Origin of the sequence: Flavobacterium sp. ZT3R18, assembly GCF_007097385.1 — a bacterium.
Lineage (GTDB): Bacteria > Bacteroidota > Bacteroidia > Flavobacteriales > Flavobacteriaceae > Flavobacterium.
Genome location: NZ_VJZS01000009.1, coordinates 67,639 through 86,837, shown reverse-complemented (window position 1 = coordinate 86,837; position 19,199 = coordinate 67,639). Strand labels below are relative to the sequence as shown.

Sequence of the window (19,199 nt, the reverse complement as noted above, 5' to 3'; positions counted from 1 at the left end):
TAAAAAAAACACCTCATTACGAATTTTCGTTATGAGGTGTTTTCAGTATAAAATCTTTAGTCAAAGACCATGCTTTTCTTATTCCACAGCATCAATATGGGCTTGCACCTCAGCATCTGTTCCTTGAAATTGCTTAACAATAACATTACCATTTACTGTTGTTGTAATGGTAGCACTTACTTTCCCGTTAACATTTGTTTTTTCGATTCTAACTTCATTACTCATAGACATTGACTTTTTAGCACAACAGGCTCTCCCTTTGTGAGCGACAAATTTTCCGTTTTTATCATAATGAGACATACACATTTCTTTTTGCTCAGGAGAACATTTAAGACTGTCGCACATTTTAGCACACTCCTCTTTGGTCATTGTAGCACATTTAGACCTATCGCATTTACCCATCATCATTGCTCCATCGCCCTTGTGGCATTCTTTCATCCAGATTTCTTTCTTTTCAGGACAAGAATCTTTTACGTCAATGGTACTGCTTCCGCTTCCTAAAATCGGAGCCATCACCAATCCGATCAAACAAGTCAATTTAATCAAGATGTTCATCGACGGACCAGAAGTATCTTTGAATGGATCTCCAATAGTATCACCAGTTACTGCAGCTTTGTGTGCATCAGAACCTTTATAGGTCATTTCACCATTAATCATAACCCCTGCTTCAAATGATTTTTTGGCATTGTCCCAAGCACCACCAGCGTTGTTTTGGAAAATAGCCCAAAGCACTCCAGAAACAGTAACTCCAGCCATGTATCCACCAAGCATTTCGGCAATCATTTGATTGTTATCTCCGTAGACCAATTTACCAAGAAGCACAATTGCAATTGGGAAACCAATCGTTAAAACTCCCGGTAACATCATTTCGCGTAAAGCAGCTTTGGTCGAAATATCAACACATTTTGCATATTCCGGTTTTCCGGTTCCTTCCATAATTCCCGGAATTTCCTTGAACTGACGACGTACTTCATATACCATATCCATCGCAGCTTTCCCCACTGAATTCATCGCTAAAGCAGAGAATACAACCGGTATCATTCCTCCAACGAATAGCATTGCCAATACCGGTGCTTTGAAAATATTAATTCCGTCAATTCCTGTAAAAGTCACATAAGCGGCAAATAAAGCTAAAGATGTTAAAGCCGCCGAAGCAATCGCAAAACCTTTACCGGTAGCCGCTGTTGTATTTCCAACTGAATCCAAAATGTCAGTTCTGGTACGCACTTCTTTAGGTAATTCACTCATTTCGGCAATACCTCCTGCATTGTCTGATATAGGTCCAAAAGCATCGATTGCCAATTGCATCGCTGTAGTTGCCATCATTGCTGAAGCCGCCAATGCCACTCCATAAAATCCTGCAAAAGCATAAGAAGACCAAATCGCAGCCGCAAATAATAATACAGTTGGAAAAGTAGAAATCATTCCCGTTGCCAAACCTGCAATTACATTTGTTCCTGCTCCTGTACTTGATTTTTGAACAATTGCCAAAACCGGTTTCTTGCCCAATCCCGTATAATATTCAGTAACCGATGAAATTACCCATCCTACCACTAATCCAACTACTGTCGCATAAAAAACACGCATAGATGAAATTTCTTTTAATCCCTCTCCGTAGAAATTCATTTTCATGGTAGCTGGCAACATCCAATTTACAAGAAAATAACAGGCTACGGCAACTAATCCTATAGAAATCCAGTTCCCAATATTCAATGCTCTTTGAACCTGTGCTTCCTTGGCATTATTGTCTTTAATTTTAACTACCAACGTCCCAATAATAGAAATTACAATTCCAACACCGGCAATTGACATTGGCAATAAAATGGGCCCAATACCACCAAAGGCTTCCCCAATATTACCACCCATATCCTTAATCACATAATTCCCAAGAACCATCGTAGCCAAAACGGTCGCCACATACGAACCAAATAAATCGGCTCCCATACCGGCAACGTCACCCACATTATCACCCACATTATCTGCAATTGTAGCAGGATTACGAGGATCATCTTCTGGAATTCCCGCTTCTACTTTACCCACTAAATCCGCACCAACATCGGCAGCTTTGGTGTAAATTCCACCACCCACACGCGCAAACAAAGCAATCGATTCAGCACCAAGAGAGAAACCAGCCAAAGTCTCTAAAACAATCGTCATATCTTCTGTAGAAGTCCATTGCCCTCCCATAAAGACATTAAAGAAAATGATAAAGAAAGTTGTCAAACCCAAAACGGCTAAACCGGCAACCCCTAATCCCATAACTGTACCACCCCCAAAAGAAACTTTTAATGCTTGCGGCAAACTCGTACGAGCAGCCTGGGTTGTTCTCACGTTTGTTTTGGTTGCAATTCTCATCCCCATATTTCCTGCCAAAGCAGAGAAAAATGCCCCGAACACAAACGCAACCACTATTAATATATTTGTTTTAACGCCAGGAATGAAAGTAACCCCCGCCAAAACAACACTTGCGATTACTACAAATATGGCCAGTAATCTATATTCTGCTTTTAAGAATGCCAAAGCTCCTTCATATATGTGATCTGATATCTCCTTCATTTTACCATCTCCTGCATCTTGTTTCAAAACCCAAGATCGTTTGATAGCCATAAAAATAAGCCCTACTAATGCCATAAAAATTGGCACATAAATCATAATTGAATTCATAAATTTACTTTTTGATTGGTTAATATAAAATCTTAAACGATAGCAATTTAAACAAAAAAAGCAACACTCTTTGAAGAGCATTGCTTTTTTATAAAATTAAAGTGCGAAAAATTATTTAATACTAAACAATCCTTCTGGTTTATTCTCAATTTGATCAAAACGCTCTGTACATTCTTTTATAATGGCATACGCTTCATTTACATCTCCCCAACCACCAACATCTACGGTTTTGTTTTCAAGATCTTTATATACTTGGAAGAAATGCTCGATTTCTTTTAATAAATGTGGATTCATATCTGACAAATCATTCAATGAATTCCAAATTGGATCAGAAACCGGTACACAAATTACTTTTTCATCTGGTCCTTTATCATCAGCCATGTGGAAAACACCAATTGGCTTTACTTCCATAACGCATCCTGGAAAAGTTGGCTCGTTTACCAATACCAAAACATCTAATGGATCTCCGTCTAATGCTAATGTTTCTGGAATGAAACCATAATCAGCTGGGTACATCATAGAAGAGAACAACATTCTATCAAATCGCATTCTTTTTATTTCAAAATCGTACTCGTATTTATTTCTGCTTCCTCTTGGTATTTCGATTAAAACATCAAAAGTTTTTAATTTATCTGCTGTCATTATTCTTTTATATTTTCTTAATTTATTTACGAATGCAAAAGTAATCAAACAATACTTTTTTACAATAAAAAAAGGCAATATAATCCAGTGATTATTGAATAGTAAATGGTTATTAGCTTTAACTCCTAGCCCAATACATCATTACAGACAAAATAATCACAAAAAATTAGTCAAAAGTTTAAAAAAAAAGAGTTCTAGCATTTACAGTCCCAACAGCCAATCACTAATTACTATTTGCTAATTACTCCTTTCTTAATACACTATTGTTCTTTTTCGTTTTTTAAGATAATAATGCCATAGCAAAAAAGTAGCGTAAGATCGATAAGGGCTCCAATCTAAGGTATGGACTTCCATTTGCTGTTTTTCCTGAATATCGAGTAGTTCCTTTATGGTATTGACTACTGCAATATCGCCTAGGGGCAGCAAATCGGGTTCTTGCAAACAAAACATCAAATAAATATCTATTGTCCAGTTGCCAATTCCTTTAATCTTTATGAGTTCTTCCCGTACTTGTTGAGCGGATTTTTGCGGCAAACTGTCCAAATCTATCTCCTCATTCAGAATAGCGGATGCTAGTGCTTTTATATAAGTCGTTTTTTGCCGGCTTACGCCAAAGGTTCTATACTCTTCATCAGGAACCAAAATCAGTAATTCTGGTTGAAAAGTAACATGCTCTGCTTTTATCTTTAAAAAAGTGGCCTTTGCGGAATCTATTGACACTTGTTGTTCTAAAATCAACAACACCAAAGTCTCAAATCCTTGCGGCCTTTTGGGAATGGTTGGTAATCCGTAAGTATCTATAATTTTTTTGAATATGGAATCTTTTTGAAAAAGATAATCGATAGCTTGTTGCATAGTTTGATTTTTTAGTCCAGATTGCTTCGCCAGTTCGCTTCACTCGTGTGAAATGGAAAGACTTTTAAAAAAAATCGCTGTCCCGATAGCTATCGCGATAGCTCTTAAAAATAGAATCCAAACGACCCTTTTACTGTAAATCTATTCGTATTTGGCGTATCGAGATAACTGCCTCTCCAAGCAAAATCCAAACGGAATACTTTGAAGATATTTCCAATTCCGGCATTGTATTCCCAATATACATTTTCCGGAGCTGTATAAATTAAGCCCGAAGCATTTAAAGCTCTATTGGCATCCGAAACAGTTCCATAAGCGGCTTTTACCCCTACGAATTCTCTCCAATTGAGCTTTCGCATAAAAGGAACTCTGGCAAACAACCTTCCGTTAAAATCGTGATTCCATTGGAACGTCGCATATTGATCGGTAACAAATTCATAATAATTAAGATTGCTAAAAGTATTCTCGATGGTGAAAAAAGTCTGGTTACCCGGCACTACACTCATTAATCCTAAAGGAACAGTTCCGAAAGTTTTCCCCAGTTCCAGAATCAAATTGGTGCGTCCGAGTGGACCGATAATAATGGGTTGTTTATAATACAATTCGATTCTTTTATAATCAAAGTCACTATTGATAATTCCTTTGTACCCTTGACTGAAATTAACAAAAAGCTTCGTATAAGGACTATTAGCAATACCTCTCTCTACTCCATAAGCAATGGTTCTTCGATTGGGAGTGAACTCGGCTTGAATATTGAACTCCGATTGGGTGGTGGTGCTTTTTACAACTCCAGCGGGGTTGTCTGCCGTTGGCAAAGTGGTATAATAATCTAAACTAAAAACGGGCGAGGCCGACTCTAGTGTTTTATAGCTCACTCCCGTTTGAAACGTTAGGTTTTTAATGGGTTCTATTGCAACGTAAACATTGGTCAATCCTATATTAGTTAATTTCCCATTGGATCCTGTGGTGAAAAAAGCCGTAGAGCCAAAGTTTCTAGCCAAAATGTCATTGGTAGTGGTTAGACTGGCTCCCAATTGCTCAATGTCACGCCTGTTTCCTCCGGAAATAATAATTCGGTTTTTCTTTTCAATCATCCATTTTCCGGCAAAACCGTACTTGAACTTTTGATCTTTAAAACCATAAGCCGTAAAAGCTTGTACGCGCCAAGTATCATTGGGACCAAAATACGTACGTCCACCTAATTGCGTCCTAAAGCCTTCGACTTCATTGTATCCAAAGGTGGAGAAAATAGGTCCAAAATCGAATTTATCGTAGTTTATATAGCCGCTCGCAAGCAATGTTACCAAGCTGGTGATCTGCTTAAACGCCTTAACCGTTTGCAGCGTATCCAGCATTTTATAAACTCCTCGTTCGTCTTTGCTTAATTTTTCGAAACGATTTTCATCCCAAAACTCCTCACTCTTTTTGTACACTTCATTATCGACAAAATTTACTTCGTCTTTGTAAAACTTCACCGGCTTTTCGATATTGAATTTGTGATTTTGATAATACGTAGTTCGCTTACCGTAAATTCCGCTAGATTTTTCTTTTTTATTTAAAGCAAAATCAGACATCAAATAATCCTTGGTCAACAGAAAAACAGAATCGTTTAAAACATCAAATTCTTGTTCTACATAAATATCCTTTACCCAGTTGATATTGGCACTTTTGGTAACGGCCATGTTGATTTTTTTGATGGCAAATGTGGTGTCATTTACCCAAAAATCACCTTTGAAAGTCAGTTCGTTTTTTCGCCTTGGATAAAAAACAATATTATAACACCATTTTTTATCAATGTAAGCACTATCTCTTAATACATAATTATAAACATCAATTCCTGTTTTAGAAAGCGGACTCGTAAAACTTTTATCAAATAAAGCAATGTAATTATTGTAGATGTTATAATCCGAATACAAATCCTTTATAAAAGACAAAATTTGCTGATTCCCTTCAAATCCGGACGTTTTATTGGCTTTTGTTATCTCTTTGACCTTCTTCAATTTATTGTCACCATAAATATCAATCAATGCTTCGTTTATAAAGATGGGCAAATACGTTTTTCCGGTAATTTTTGAAGTGTCAACTTGATTGAATATAAACTCCATGCCCTTGAAAATCTTCTTTTTCATAAACGCACTGTCAATAGAATTCAAGTCGAACTCTACTTTTTCATACTTCTCCATTTGGTATTGGTTAAACATATACAACCCATTTTTGCGCTTTTTCTCCCAAATTTTTCTTAGGATATCGAGTGCAGGGTTGTTCTTTTTAGACGTTTTACCCGTATAAATAACAACTTCTTTCAAACTTTCCTGCTCGCCCAATTCAACCGTAAAATTATAATTGACCGATTTGGCAAGGGTAATTTCCTTTTCAGAAAAACCAATCGAGGTTACCACTAATGTTTTATAGGTGTTTGGAGATTCCATATAAAAACGCCCATCTTCATTAGTCACAGTCCCTGTACTGGAATTTTTGAAAACTACATTGGCGAATGGAATAGGCTGCTTGGATTTGTCAACAACAATGCCACTCACTTTTGTTTGGGCAAAAAGAGTATTTGCCAGCGTAAGTAAGAAAAGCAAAGAAACCAAAATTATTTTTTTCATATTCTTCAAAAAAAAAAACTTCATCAGGTTTATTCTGATGAAGTTTCAAATATAGTTATTTAGAAATTTAGATGATCCGAAAGTTAACTAACGGAATGTTAAAATTTTATTTAAATCTATTTTTTATACATTACTTTCTTTACTGCTTTCACAACATCGGCAGCATTTGGCAACCATTCTTTCAACAATACTGGAGAATAGGGCGCCGGAGTATCGGCAGTGGTAATACGTTGAATTGGCGCATCAAGGAAGTCAAAAGCTTGTTCTTGAACCAAATAAGCAATCTCCGAAGATACACTTGCAAACGGCCAAGCCTCTTCAAGAATTACCAATCGGTTTGTTTTTCTAACTGAAGTTAAAATCGCATCTTTATCCATAGGACGAACGGTTCTCAAGTCGATAATTTCACATGAAATCCCTTCCTTGATCAATTCATCGGCAGCGATATAGGCTTCTTTGATGATTTTTCCGAAAGAAACGATAGTTACATCTGTCCCTTCACGTTTGATAGCGGCAACTCCAATAGGAATCGTATATTCACCATCTGGCACTTCGCCTTTGTCACCATACATTTGTTCAGATTCCATGAAAATAACTGGGTCATTGTCACGAATAGCCGATTTCAACAAACCTTTGGCATCATAAACATTAGACGGAACCACCACTTTGAGTCCTGGAGTATTGGCAAACCAGTTCTCGATAGCCTGAGAGTGTGTCGCTCCCAATTGTCCTGCCGAAGCAGTAGGCCCGCGAAAAACGATTGGCACATTAAACTGCCCACCGGTCATTTGACGCATTTTGGCAGCATTGTTTATAATTTGATCAATTCCAACCAAACAAAAGTTGAAAGTCATGTATTCTACTATCGGGCGACAACCATTCATTGCCGATCCTACTGCAATTCCAGTAAAACCAAGTTCTGCGATTGGCGTATCAATTACTCTTTTCTCCCCAAATTCGGCAAGCATTCCTTTTGATGCTTTGTACGCACCATTGTATTCTGCTACCTCTTCACCCATTAAGTATATGGACTCATCGCGACGCATTTCTTCGCTCATCGCTTCGCAAATGGCCTCTCTAAATTGTATCGTTCTCATATTTATATAGTCTGTGTGTAATTTTTAGAATCGCAAAAATAATTATTTTAAATCACTTAAATGCATAAATCACTTTAAAATAACACCTCGTTACACTTATGGTTTTTAGGAGCTATTCCAGCTATTCACTACATCTGGACTACGAAATCGATGTAATTCGACAAAACACAGCCCTTCTAGAATGAAAAAACAAAACCCCAACCAAATCAACTATCACATAATTCACAAAAACAGCTCAATTCTTTATAATAATTTTGATTAAAACATATCAACTCCTACAATAAATTACGAAATCGTAATAGTCAAATAAAATGTTATGCACGCATAGTATTTTATTCGATTTATTATTTTAAATTTGTCAAAGAAATTACGAATTATAAAATATAAATTATGAAAATATTAGTTTGCATCAGCCACGTCCCTGATACTACTTCAAAAATCAACTTCATTAACGGAGACTCTGAGTTTGACACCAATGGGGTTCAATATGTAATTAATCCAAATGACGAATTTGGTTTAACTCGTGCCATTTGGTTCCAAGAACAACAAGGAGCTACAGTTACTGTAGTAAATGTTGGTGGACCAGACACTGAACCAACTTTAAGAAAAGCATTGGCCATAGGTGCAAACGAAGCCATTCGTATCAACGCCAACCCTACTGATGGATTTTTTGTAGCCAAACAATTGGCCGAAGTAATCAAAAATGGTGGTTATGATGTTGTAATTGCGGGAAAAGAATCATTAGATTATAATGGTGGAATGGTTCCTGGAATGATCGCTGGTATTTTAGGATATAACTTTTTAAACTCTTGCACCAACATCACCGTTGACGGAGCAAATGTAACTGCTGTACGTGAAATCGACGGTGGTAAAGAAACTGTAAGCACTACACTGCCTGTTATTATTGGGGGTCAAAAAGGACTTGTTGAAGAAAAGGATTTACGTATTCCGAACATGAGAGGAATCATGACTGCTAGAACAAAAGCATTAACAATCCTTGAACCAGTTGACACTGCTGTAAACACCAAAGCGGTGAAATTTGTAAAACCAGCTCCAAAATCAGCGGTTAAATTGGTTTCAGCTGATAACTTGGATGAATTAATTAATTTATTACACAACGAAGCGAAAGTAATCTAGTAATCAGTTTTTAGTCGCAGTTTTCAGTTGCAAAACTTTAAACCTTAAACTTTTAAACTTTTAAACAAAAAAATCATGTCAATATTAATATATGCAGAATCTGCAGAAGGAAAATTTAAAAAAGTAGCATTAGAACTAGCTTCTTATGCAAAAAAAGTAGCTGAATCATTAGGCACTACCGTTACTGCTGTGACTGTAAATGCTGGAGATGTTTCGGAATTATCGAAATACGGAGTAGACAAAGTTTTAAAAGTAGCCAATGACAAATTAGCTGGTTTTACTGCCAAAGCCTATGCAGATGTAATCAAACAAGCGGCACAAAAAGAAGGTGCTAAAGTAGTTTTGCTATCTTCTACTACAGATAGTATTTACTTGTCTTCATTAGTTGCAGTAGCGCTAGAAGCTGGTTTTGCTTCAAACGTGGTGGGATTACCGGTAAGCACTTCTCCTTTTCAAGTAAAAAGAAATGCATTTTCAAATAAAGCGTTCAATATTACAGAAATCAATACTGATGTTAAAGTTTTGGCTCTAGCCAAAAACTCTTATGGGATTTTCGAAAATGCATCAGCAGCAACCGAAGAAGATTTCAATCCAACCATCGGAGATGCTGATTTTGGTGTAAAAGTAGTTTCTGTTGAAAAAGTAACCGGAAAAGTTTCTATTGCCGATGCTGATATTGTAGTTTCTGCAGGACGCGGTCTAAAAGGACCTGAAAACTGGGGAATGATTGAAGAATTAGCTGGAGTTCTTGGAGCTGCAACTGCTTGTTCTAAACCTGTATCTGATATAGGATGGAGACCTCATGCAGAACACGTAGGACAAACCGGAAAACCAGTAGCAACCAATTTATACATTGCCATAGGGATCTCTGGTGCTATCCAACATATTGCAGGAATCAACTCTTCTAAAGTAAAAGTGGTTATCAATAGTGACCCAGAAGCTCCTTTCTTTAAGGTTGCTGATTATGGAGTTGTTGGTGATGCTTTTGAAATTGTACCTCAATTAATCGCAAAATTCAAAGCTTTCAAAGAGCAACAGTCTTAAGGTTTGAGTAACTTTTCAGTGATTAGCGAAAAGCCATTAGTGATTAGCTTGGAAACGTAGATTCTAACATAAATATATTAGAAATTTTTGCGAAAAAATTAAACAAAAATACCTTTAATGATAGATACTTTATTTTAGTATGCACAAAGGCTAATCACTCTTCACTCCCGATAGCTATCGGGACTAAGGGCTAAATACCCGCAAATTTAATTTCTCTTATAATTATAGCTGCCTAAAAACAAGATAATCGTATCTTTGCTTTAGGTAGCTTTTTTGTTCAATAAATTTTGATTAAAATTGCACTTTATTTTAATATAAAAAAACGACACTATTAATAAGGTACTTTGTACTTTCTATTATACCAACATGAGCTTAGTAAAATTATCCATTAAAGGAATTTCATACAGTCAAACCCAAAACGGTGCGTATGCATTGATTTTGAACGAGGTTGATGGCGAAAGAAAATTACCTATAGTTATCGGCGCTTTTGAAGCCCAATCTATTGCTATTGCTTTAGAGAAAGAAATCAAACCTCCGCGTCCCTTGACTCATGATTTGTTCAAAAATTTTGCTGAGCGATTTGACATTGTTGTCAAACAGATTATCATACACAAACTAGTAGACGGTGTCTTTTATTCTAGCATTATATGCGAAAGAGACAAAATCGAGGAAATTATTGACGCCAGAACTTCGGACGCCATTGCATTAGCCATTCGATTTAATGCTCCTATGTTTACTTATAAAAACATTTTGGACAAAGCTGGAATTTATTTAAAAGCAAATCCTCTTGAAACCGATGCCGCTTCGCAAGAAATAGACGATATTCTTTCTAATCCCGAAACTTTTGGTCATACTTCAGAAAGTGCCGAATCTGGCAACACCTATTCTAAACACAGTTTGCAGGAATTAAATGAATTATTGCAACAAGCTGTTGAACATGAAGATTATGAAAAAGCAGCAAAGATTCGGGACGAAATTTCTAAACGATAATTGGTAGAGACGCGATTCATCGCGTCTGCATGCGATGAATCGTGTCTGCACAAAGATCACAACAAGAAACTACAAATCATAACCCTAGAATGAAACAATACCTAGATTTAGTACAACACGTTATGCAAAACGGTTGTCAAAAAGGAGATCGTACCGGAACTGGAACAAAAAGTGTATTTGGACACCAAATGCGATTTGATTTGAGCGAAGGTTTCCCGATGGTAACTACTAAAAAGCTACATCTTAAATCTATAATTTACGAATTGCTTTGGTTTCTAAAAGGGGATACAAACATCAAATACCTACAAGAAAACGGCGTTAAAATTTGGGATGCCTGGGCGGATAGCAATGGCGATTTAGGCCCTGTTTACGGTCACCAATGGCGTAATTGGAACAGCGAAGAGATCGACCAAATTTCCGAGCTTATTACCGAATTAAAAACAAATCCAAACAGCCGAAGAATGCTCGTTTCAGCATGGAACCCATCGGTTCTTCCTGATACCACTAAGTCATTTGAGGAGAATGTTGCCAATAACAAAGCGGCCTTGCCTCCTTGCCACGCCTTTTTTCAGTTTTATGTAGCCTCCCCAGACGAAACCAAAGGAGAAACTAAAGGAAAACTATCCTGCCAATTGTACCAACGAAGTGCTGACATATTTTTGGGTGTACCCTTTAACATTGCTTCCTATGCCTTATTAACCATGATGATTGCACAAGTTTGCGACCTTGAGGTTGGTGAATTCATCCACACCTTTGGTGACGCACACATATACAACAACCATTTTGAGCAACTCGAATTACAACTCACACGCGAACCAAAACCATTGCCGAAAATGATTTTGAATCCTGCCATAAAAAATATCTTCGATTTTGATTTCGATGACTTTACTTTAGAAGGATACGAACCACATGCCCTCATTAAAGGAAATGTGGCTGTCTAAATAAAAAACACAATTCTCGTTTTATAAAAAAATCCGCTTTATACGAAAGCGGATTTTTTTATTTGAACTATATTGCTAACACACTATTCTCTGCACCTGCATAATCATTCCACCTGAATGAATCGGCTTCTGGCTCATTTACAAACACACCGTCTACGACATACTTAAATTCATAAATAGCATCTTTATTTAAATCAAAAGTCGCTTTAAAAGTGCCATTTTTTAGTTTACTTAAAGCGCCCTCTTCTAAACTCCAGTTATTAAAATCCCCAACAACCGAAGCTTCACTAGCCGTTTTAGCTTCAATTGAAAAAGTAACTTTGCAAACTGGTTTTGTTTTTACAAATTGTTTCTTTATAGACATAACTATTTAGTTTTTAAGATTATACCAAAGTAAATAAAATAATTTGACATTTCAATCTGACCCATGACGATTTGATGTAATAACAAAAAACAGTATTCTTTTTTACTTTTTTAAGAAAATAGCTCGGGAAAAATTTGATTTAAAATTAAGAAAACGATTTCTCATTAAATATTCAATAACGAGAACAGTCACTTTAGAAAATATATTTTATCTTTATAAACAAAATTTATACCATGGAAAAAGAATTACACGAGCAATACGAATATGCCAGAAGACGCCTAAGACAAAAGAAAAGACTCTATTACCATTTTGTTTTCTTTACTTTGATTAGCATATTTCTATTTACCGCTCATCGGTTTTTCGATATTGGGATTGATACAAATTGGTCAACATGGATAATTATTGTATGGCTCTTCGTTTTTACATTACATTTTATAAAGGTATTCATCACGGATCGTTTCATGAACAAATATTGGGAAAGAGATCAAATTGACCGACTTGTAGCTTTACAGCAAAAGAAAATAGCCCAATTACAATCTAAAGTTGAAGAAAATAATTCGAAATAACCCCAATAGTATGATAATTATGATTGCTGCTGTTGCAGAAAACAATGCCCTTGGAAAAAACAATGAATTAGTCTGGCATCTCCCTAATGATTTTAAGCGATTTAAATCATTAACGACAGGACATCATATTATAATGGGAAGAAAGACATTTGAAAGCTTTCCTAAGCCACTTCCCAATAGAACTCATGTCGTAATCACAAGACAAGAAAACTACCCGTTAGAAGGCTGTATTGTGGTAGACAGCATAGAAAAAGCAATTGCTATTTGCCCAGAAAATGAAACTTCATTTATTATTGGTGGAGGAGAAATATACAATTTAGGACTTCCTTATGCAGATAAGCTAGAAATCACTAGAGTACACCATAGCTTTGAGGCTGATGCTTTTTTTCCGGAAATAAACCCTGATGATTGGCTAGAGATTCAAACCGAATTTAACCCTATAGATGACAAACATCTTTATAGGTACACTTATCAGACCTACATAAAAAAATAGATAAAAAAAAACATCCCTAATTGGGATGTTTTTTTTTAAATGATTTTGAGGGATGACCTACTCTTGTAATAAAATTTGATAACATAATATACAAATCACAAATATCATTATTACTCCAGAAACGAAGACAATGCTATTTGATGTTTTTTGAGAGTACAACTCAAAAAAACCTTTAGTACCAAATACCACAAAGGTACTAAAGGCAAAGAAAATTAAAATTTCCAAAAACAAATTTAATCCTAAGAACGTGTTTTGCGCTTTCAAAACAATACTGCCATGACTAACAGTACCTTCAAAAAAAACTACAAGAACAAATGAGATACATAGCGCAAGAAACATCCATTTGATTTGGGTCATTACTTCCCTCTTAATCATTCAATAAATATTAAAATTTTATGATACAAACATCAGTAATAAAAACAGTAACCACAATACCCACTTTTAGTGATATTTCATTTTTTTTTCATTTTTTTTATTTTGCTAAAAAAAGTCTAATTTACACACGAAAATCATCAAAGATCTCAGCAATAGCAAGGGTTAACAGCTTTCATAGAAGTAAGCCAATATATTTTTTTGAGACGATTTTGAAAAAAATGCAAATTACTGTCCGTTTTTTTTCTTCTAGAAATCGAAAATTCACGACAAAACTATTCAAACCTATTATAGTCACATACGTCCTTACAAACTTTCATTCAAATACAAAAAAAACGCCTTTATTGTTTCTTCCTAAAAAGTATTTAAAATTTGGTTGTCAGGAACCGCTTTTTCATTTTTATAGGAGGAAAATTTCTTTATGGCGGTTTCTCTAGTTTGTATTATATTTGTGGAAATAAAAAAAATGTCAAAAGAAATTACACCCTACAAAAATTCAAACCTTAGCAAAAAAGAGCAAGTTGCATCAATGTTTGACAAAATCTCTGGAAACTATGACAATCTAAACCGTGTTATTTCGTTTGGAATAGATGTTAAGTGGAGAAAAAAAGTATTGCAATTGGTAGCCAAAACCAATCCAGAAAACATTTTGGACATTGCTACTGGCACTGGAGATTTAGCAATTTTGATGGCGAAAACAAAGGCTAAGAAAATCATAGGATTAGACATTTCTGCAGGAATGCTTGAGGTTGGAAAGAAAAAAATTATCGAGAAAGATTTATCAAAAACAATAGAAATGGTTTTGGCTGATTCTGAAAACATACCTTTCGAAGATCATTTTTTTGATGCTATAACCGTTGCCTTTGGGGTAAGGAATTTTGAGCACCTAGAAAAAGGGCTGTCTGAAATTTTAAGAGTCCTAAAGCCAGGGGGGATTTTCGTTATTTTAGAAACCTCTGTCCCAGACAAAACACCATACAAACAAGGCTATAAATTCTACAGTAACAATATATTACCAATCATTGGAAAATTGTTTTCAAAAGACGATGTTGCTTATGGTTATTTGTCAGAATCCGCAGCTTCTTTTCCTTATGGCGAGGCTTTAAACAATATTTTGCGAAAAACGGGGTTTATAGATGTTATTGCTATGCCTCAAACATTTGGTGTCGCCACCATTTATTCAGCCTCCAAAAAATAATACTGAAAACATTCAGCGTATAATATGAAAAAAATAATTGCACTCGTTTTTATAGTTTTGTCATTGCATGGAAACGCTCAAAATTCAAAAGGGATTTTCAGCAAGGATCCTATAATAAATTTAGAAAATTGGCAAAAACAAAAAGTTTATTTTGGTTTTTTCTTAGGTTTCAACTCTTATAATTTCAAAATTGATTATAAAACAGTTGGTCCAGATATTCAAGCAGACAACTCAATGGGCTTTAATGTGGGACTAGTTACCGATTTAAGACTACAGGAGTATATAAACTTACGTTTTGAACCCGGTCTATACTATGCCACCAGAGTTTTGCATTACCCCAATTTCGCTTCCAAAAACGACGCCATAAGAGATATAAACAGCACCTATATCAATTTTCCTTTATTATTAAAATTTTCATCGCTTAGAACTGGAAACATTCGCCCTTATTTATTGGGAGGTGTATCTGCAAATCTAAACCTTTCCGGTAACGCCAAATCTTTAGATGACAATCTTGAACAGCGCTTTAGAGTAAAATCGTGGACTACCAATTACGAATTGGGCTTTGGAATTGACATATTTTCTGAATATTTTATATTTTCTCCTTCCATAAGAGGCTCTTTTGGAATCGGAGACGAATTAATCCGCGACAAAGATCCAAACAGTCCTTGGACTGGCAATATTGAGTCTATGAAATCAAGAGCCGTTTTGATTAATTTTACTTTCCACTAAAATTATATTTAAGTGTTTCCGGACTTAATTCCGCCTACTAAATTCACTTAAAATAATTGCCGTTGCAGTAGCCACATTTAAGCTTTCGGTTTCTTGAAGATCGCCAAAACGCGGAATGGCTAGTCTTTTTTGAACTAAATCCTCCAACTCAGCTGAAATTCCGTTGGCTTCATTACCCATTATTATGATTCCATCTTGCGGCAAATCTGTTTTATAAATAGTATCCCCATCCATAAACGTTCCAAAAACCGGCAGCTTGGTTTTGGATATAAAAGCATTCAAATCGATATAATTTACATTTACCCTAGCGATAGATCCCATCGTAGCCTGAACCACTTTTGGATTAAAAATATCAACAGTTTCTTTGGAGCACAACAACTGTTTAACTCCAAACCAATCACATAATCTTAAAATAGTACCCAAATTCCCTGGATCTCTAATAGAATCAAGTGCAACTATCAATCCAGAATCAAGTATTTTTTTCTCTAAAGGAATTCTAAATACTGCCAAACAAGTATTAGGAGTAGCCAATGCACTAATTTTATTCAACTCGCCTTCGGAAATAATTGTTTTCTTGCCAACTGGTATTTCATCAAAATCTGGCATTGTTGTATAGAGATGTTCTAATTCAAAATTTGATTTTACTAATTCTTGAATTACTTTTACGCCCTCGGCAAAAAACAACTGATTGGCAAAACGATGTTTTTTTTGTTGCAAACTCGAGATAAGCTTTATTTGGTTTTTACTAAGCATAAAAAAATGTACTTTTGAATTAAATATTTCATAACAATTGAACCCCACATGCCCCAAAAAAATTCCTCCTATATTATAAAAAAGAGTCTTGATAATTGTCGAGATAATAACCTTGGGCAATCCAGACTTTTTCAGAAGAAAAAGAATTTTACAAAAATAGTAGCATTTATTCTAATTTCAATACTAATTATAGCTTGTAATTCAGAAAAGAGAGTTCCAGCCAGAAAACAACTTCTTGTAAAAAATGAAATTGTTCAAAATAACAAATCAATAAAGAATCAAAACATATACGATCAATTGTACCAACAACCCAACAGTTCCATAGTAGGATACCGGATGTTGTTGAATCTATACAATTTAGCCAACCCTAATCCAGATTCGACATTCAATCTGAAATATCACAACAAAGAAAAAAAATACAACCGAGAAGTAAAATGGCTTTCTGAGAAACAAATAGCAAGACTACGTAAATCCTTTTGGTATCACGGGATACACACCTTTTTGAAAGAAACGGGAGAAGCACCAGTTATTGCAGACACCTTAAAATCTAAAAAATCATTACTTCGCCTTAAAAGTCATTATTTTAATAACGGCTACTTTAATGTTAAAGCCACATACAAGCTAGACTCCCTAAGCCCCAAAAAAGCTAAGATGAAGTATGACGTCACAACTGGAAATCCCTTTTTCTTAGATACCATAACAACTACCATTTTAACACCGGTATTAGATTCTCTTTACAAAACAAAGAAATCATTAATTATCGCAGGAAATCAATACAAAACGGAAGATTTTGAAAATGAAAAAGATCGAATAAGCACCCTTTTTAGAAATAATGGTGCGTATCGTTTTCAACCCAATTATGTAACTTTTGACATTGACACTATCAATAAAAAAGACAAAGCCAACATCAATTTAAGCATTGGTAATTATTTGTATCAAGAAAATGATTCTACAAAGACAGAACCATTTAAGATATACAAAATTAGCGACATCAACATTTACACAGACTATAAAAGCACGAATCACAATTCTAAAATTAAAGACAGTCTCACTTATAACAACATGAATTTATATGGCTTTGAAAAAATAAAATATACCCCACATGCCATAACCGATGCTGTTTTTATTGTAAAAGGAGGACTCTTCGCTGACAACAAAACTGTTTTATCTACTCGATATTTAAACAATCTTAAAATTTTTAATTATCCCACTATTCAATATGAAGTAGACAAAAGAGACAGTACCTCTCAGTCTTTGATTGCCAAAATCTATTTAACTCCCCGCAAAAAATTTAGCTTTGGCTATACTTTAGATCTAACCCATTCTAATATTGAAGATTTTGGTATTGCCGCAAGTATTACAGAAACCGTTAGAAATGTTTTTAATGGAGCCGAAACATTAGAACTATCTGCACGAGGAAATATTGGTGCATCTAATGACATTGCAGATCCGGGGGATAGTTTTTTTAACGTATCAGAATACGGTGCGGATGCAAAACTTAACTTTCCGCGAATTTTATTTCCGTTTAAAACCGAAAAAATCATCCCCAAGAGTATGATCCCCTCTACTATAATGAGTGTTGGTTTTTCTAAGCAAACCAATATCGGTTTAGACAAAGAAAACTTTAGTGGTGTTTATTCGTATAGCTGGACCCCTAAAAAAAACAACACAACCCGTTTCGATCTTTTTAATATTCAGTTTGTAAACAATCTTAATCCTGAAAACTACTATAACGTATATGGATCTTCGTATGATGCGTTAAATAAAATAGCAAAAGACCCTAGCGTAGTTACAGACCCTACTTATTTTGATACAAAAACCGGTGATTTAATTATAGAAAGTGGGACAACTGGTTTCACAAATGCTGTACTGTCAGATAAAACATCTTTAAAACCAAATGATCAAGAGTACAAAGATGTAAGCAGTATTGAACAACAAAGAATCAGGCTAACCGATAATGATTTTATCATGGCTACCAATATTGTCTTTACAAAAACAACCAAAAAGGACTTGCAAGACAATAATTTTTATATGTTTAGAACAAAAATTGAGTCGGCAGGAACACTGTTATCTGCCATTTCAAGCATTGGTAATTTGCCTAAAAACTCAAACGGAAACTATGAAATTTTCAATTTGGAATATGCGGAATATTTAAAGACCGAATTTGACTTTGTCAAATATTGGGATATTGACAAAGGTAAAGTTTTTGCCATGAGAACTTTTTTTGGAATTGCAATCCCTTATGGGAATTCAAATTTCATTCCATTTACTAAAAGCTATTATGCAGGAGGATCTAATGACAATAGAGCATGGCAACCGTATCGTTTAGGACCTGGAAGCAGTCCATCTACAAACAACTTTAACGAAGCCAATTTAAAAATCGCAATCAGTGGGGAATATCGATTCTTAATTGGAGGTAAATTTAATGGTGCTTTATTTGCTGACGCAGGTAATATTTGGAATGTATTTGATGAAACCACTTTTGAACCTGCTCAATTCAATAGCATAAAAGATTTAAGCAAAATAGCCTTAGGTACAGGTTTTGGCTTACGATATGATTTTGGTTTTTTTGTAGTTAGAGTAGATATTGGGCTTAAAACCTACAATCCCGCCTTGGAAATGGGAGATAGATGGTTCACTCAATATAATTTTGCCAACTCTGTTTTTAATTTTGGTATCAATTACCCTTTCTAAATGCTAATTAATTCTTATTTTTGCAAATTATAATCTAAAAACTAAAAAACTAAA

The 19,199-nt window shown here is 35.1% G+C and carries 16 protein-coding genes; 9 read left to right on the top strand and 7 right to left on the bottom strand.

The annotated features are described in order from the left end of the window. Positions 1 to 78: 78 nt before the first annotated feature. The 5 genes from FNW52_RS11445 to FNW52_RS11425 all read right to left on the bottom strand — a co-directional run bounded on the left by FNW52_RS11445 (position 79) and on the right by FNW52_RS11425 (position 7,864). Positions 79 to 2,664 (bottom strand): sodium-translocating pyrophosphatase, encoded by a 2,586-nt coding sequence (locus FNW52_RS11445; RefSeq protein WP_143377609.1) that lies wholly within the window; start codon positions 2,662 to 2,664, stop codon positions 79 to 81. A 111-nt stretch (positions 2,665 to 2,775) separates the two neighbouring features. Next, positions 2,776 to 3,306, bottom strand: coding sequence for an inorganic diphosphatase (locus tag FNW52_RS11440; protein WP_143377608.1), 531 nt, complete (start codon positions 3,304 to 3,306; stop codon positions 2,776 to 2,778). A 252-nt stretch (positions 3,307 to 3,558) separates the two neighbouring features. Beyond that, on the bottom strand, positions 3,559 to 4,161 hold the full coding sequence (locus FNW52_RS11435; RefSeq protein ID WP_143377607.1) for a DNA-3-methyladenine glycosylase: 603 nt from the start codon (positions 4,159 to 4,161) through the stop codon (positions 3,559 to 3,561). 104 nt (positions 4,162 to 4,265) lie between these two features. Beyond that, positions 4,266 to 6,767 (bottom strand): DUF5686 and carboxypeptidase-like regulatory domain-containing protein, encoded by a 2,502-nt coding sequence (locus FNW52_RS11430; RefSeq protein WP_143377606.1) that lies wholly within the window; start codon positions 6,765 to 6,767, stop codon positions 4,266 to 4,268. Positions 6,768 to 6,883: 116 nt separating this feature from the next. Continuing rightward, positions 6,884 to 7,864 (bottom strand): pyruvate dehydrogenase complex E1 component subunit beta, encoded by a 981-nt coding sequence (locus FNW52_RS11425; RefSeq protein ID WP_143377605.1) that lies wholly within the window; start codon positions 7,862 to 7,864, stop codon positions 6,884 to 6,886. A 390-nt stretch (positions 7,865 to 8,254) separates the two neighbouring features. Between FNW52_RS11425 and FNW52_RS11420 the strand changes: the two genes are divergently transcribed. From FNW52_RS11420 to FNW52_RS11405, 4 genes are all read left to right on the top strand, one after another. Further along, positions 8,255 to 9,001, top strand: coding sequence for an electron transfer flavoprotein subunit beta/FixA family protein (locus FNW52_RS11420; RefSeq protein ID WP_143377604.1), 747 nt, complete (start codon positions 8,255 to 8,257; stop codon positions 8,999 to 9,001). 75 nt (positions 9,002 to 9,076) lie between these two features. After that, positions 9,077 to 10,045 carry an electron transfer flavoprotein subunit alpha/FixB family protein gene (locus FNW52_RS11415; protein WP_143377603.1) on the top strand — a complete coding sequence of 323 codons (969 nt, stop codon included), beginning with the start codon at positions 9,077 to 9,079 and terminating at the stop codon, positions 10,043 to 10,045. A gap of 366 nt (positions 10,046 to 10,411) precedes the next feature. Next, positions 10,412 to 11,035, top strand: a complete 624-nt coding sequence (locus FNW52_RS11410; protein WP_143377602.1) for a bifunctional nuclease family protein — start codon at positions 10,412 to 10,414, stop codon at positions 11,033 to 11,035. Positions 11,036 to 11,124: 89 nt separating this feature from the next. Next, on the top strand, positions 11,125 to 11,976 hold the full coding sequence (locus FNW52_RS11405; protein WP_143377601.1) for a thymidylate synthase: 852 nt from the start codon (positions 11,125 to 11,127) through the stop codon (positions 11,974 to 11,976). 67 nt (positions 11,977 to 12,043) lie between these two features. Here FNW52_RS11405 and FNW52_RS11400 read toward each other — a convergent pair whose 3' ends face one another. Further along, positions 12,044 to 12,340 carry an isoamylase early set domain-containing protein gene (locus FNW52_RS11400; protein ID WP_143377600.1) on the bottom strand — a complete coding sequence of 99 codons (297 nt, stop codon included), beginning with the start codon at positions 12,338 to 12,340 and terminating at the stop codon, positions 12,044 to 12,046. A gap of 233 nt (positions 12,341 to 12,573) precedes the next feature. Here FNW52_RS11400 and FNW52_RS11395 point away from each other — a divergent pair, with 233 nt between their 5' ends. From FNW52_RS11395 to FNW52_RS11375, 4 genes are all read left to right on the top strand, one after another. Continuing rightward, positions 12,574 to 12,906, top strand: coding sequence for a 2TM domain-containing protein (locus FNW52_RS11395; RefSeq protein ID WP_143377599.1), 333 nt, complete (start codon positions 12,574 to 12,576; stop codon positions 12,904 to 12,906). Between the two features lie 10 nt (positions 12,907 to 12,916). Next, positions 12,917 to 13,399 carry a dihydrofolate reductase gene (locus FNW52_RS11390; RefSeq protein WP_143377598.1) on the top strand — a complete coding sequence of 161 codons (483 nt, stop codon included), beginning with the start codon at positions 12,917 to 12,919 and terminating at the stop codon, positions 13,397 to 13,399. 838 nt (positions 13,400 to 14,237) lie between these two features. Next, positions 14,238 to 14,969: a bifunctional demethylmenaquinone methyltransferase/2-methoxy-6-polyprenyl-1,4-benzoquinol methylase UbiE gene (gene ubiE / locus FNW52_RS11380; protein WP_143377596.1), complete on the top strand. Its 732-nt coding sequence runs from the start codon at positions 14,238 to 14,240 to the stop codon at positions 14,967 to 14,969. A 24-nt stretch (positions 14,970 to 14,993) separates the two neighbouring features. Beyond that, on the top strand, positions 14,994 to 15,698 hold the full coding sequence (locus tag FNW52_RS11375) for a porin family protein (protein ID WP_143377595.1): 705 nt from the start codon (positions 14,994 to 14,996) through the stop codon (positions 15,696 to 15,698). A gap of 24 nt (positions 15,699 to 15,722) precedes the next feature. Here FNW52_RS11375 and FNW52_RS11370 read toward each other — a convergent pair whose 3' ends face one another. Continuing rightward, complete coding sequence (locus tag FNW52_RS11370) at positions 15,723 to 16,451, bottom strand: RNA methyltransferase (protein WP_143377594.1); 729 nt, start codon at positions 16,449 to 16,451, stop codon at positions 15,723 to 15,725. A gap of 48 nt (positions 16,452 to 16,499) precedes the next feature. On the opposite strand from FNW52_RS11370, the gene FNW52_RS11365 reads away from it, so the two are divergent. Beyond that, positions 16,500 to 19,145 carry a BamA/TamA family outer membrane protein gene (locus tag FNW52_RS11365; protein WP_143377593.1) on the top strand — a complete coding sequence of 882 codons (2,646 nt, stop codon included), beginning with the start codon at positions 16,500 to 16,502 and terminating at the stop codon, positions 19,143 to 19,145. Positions 19,146 to 19,199 lie beyond the last annotated feature (54 nt).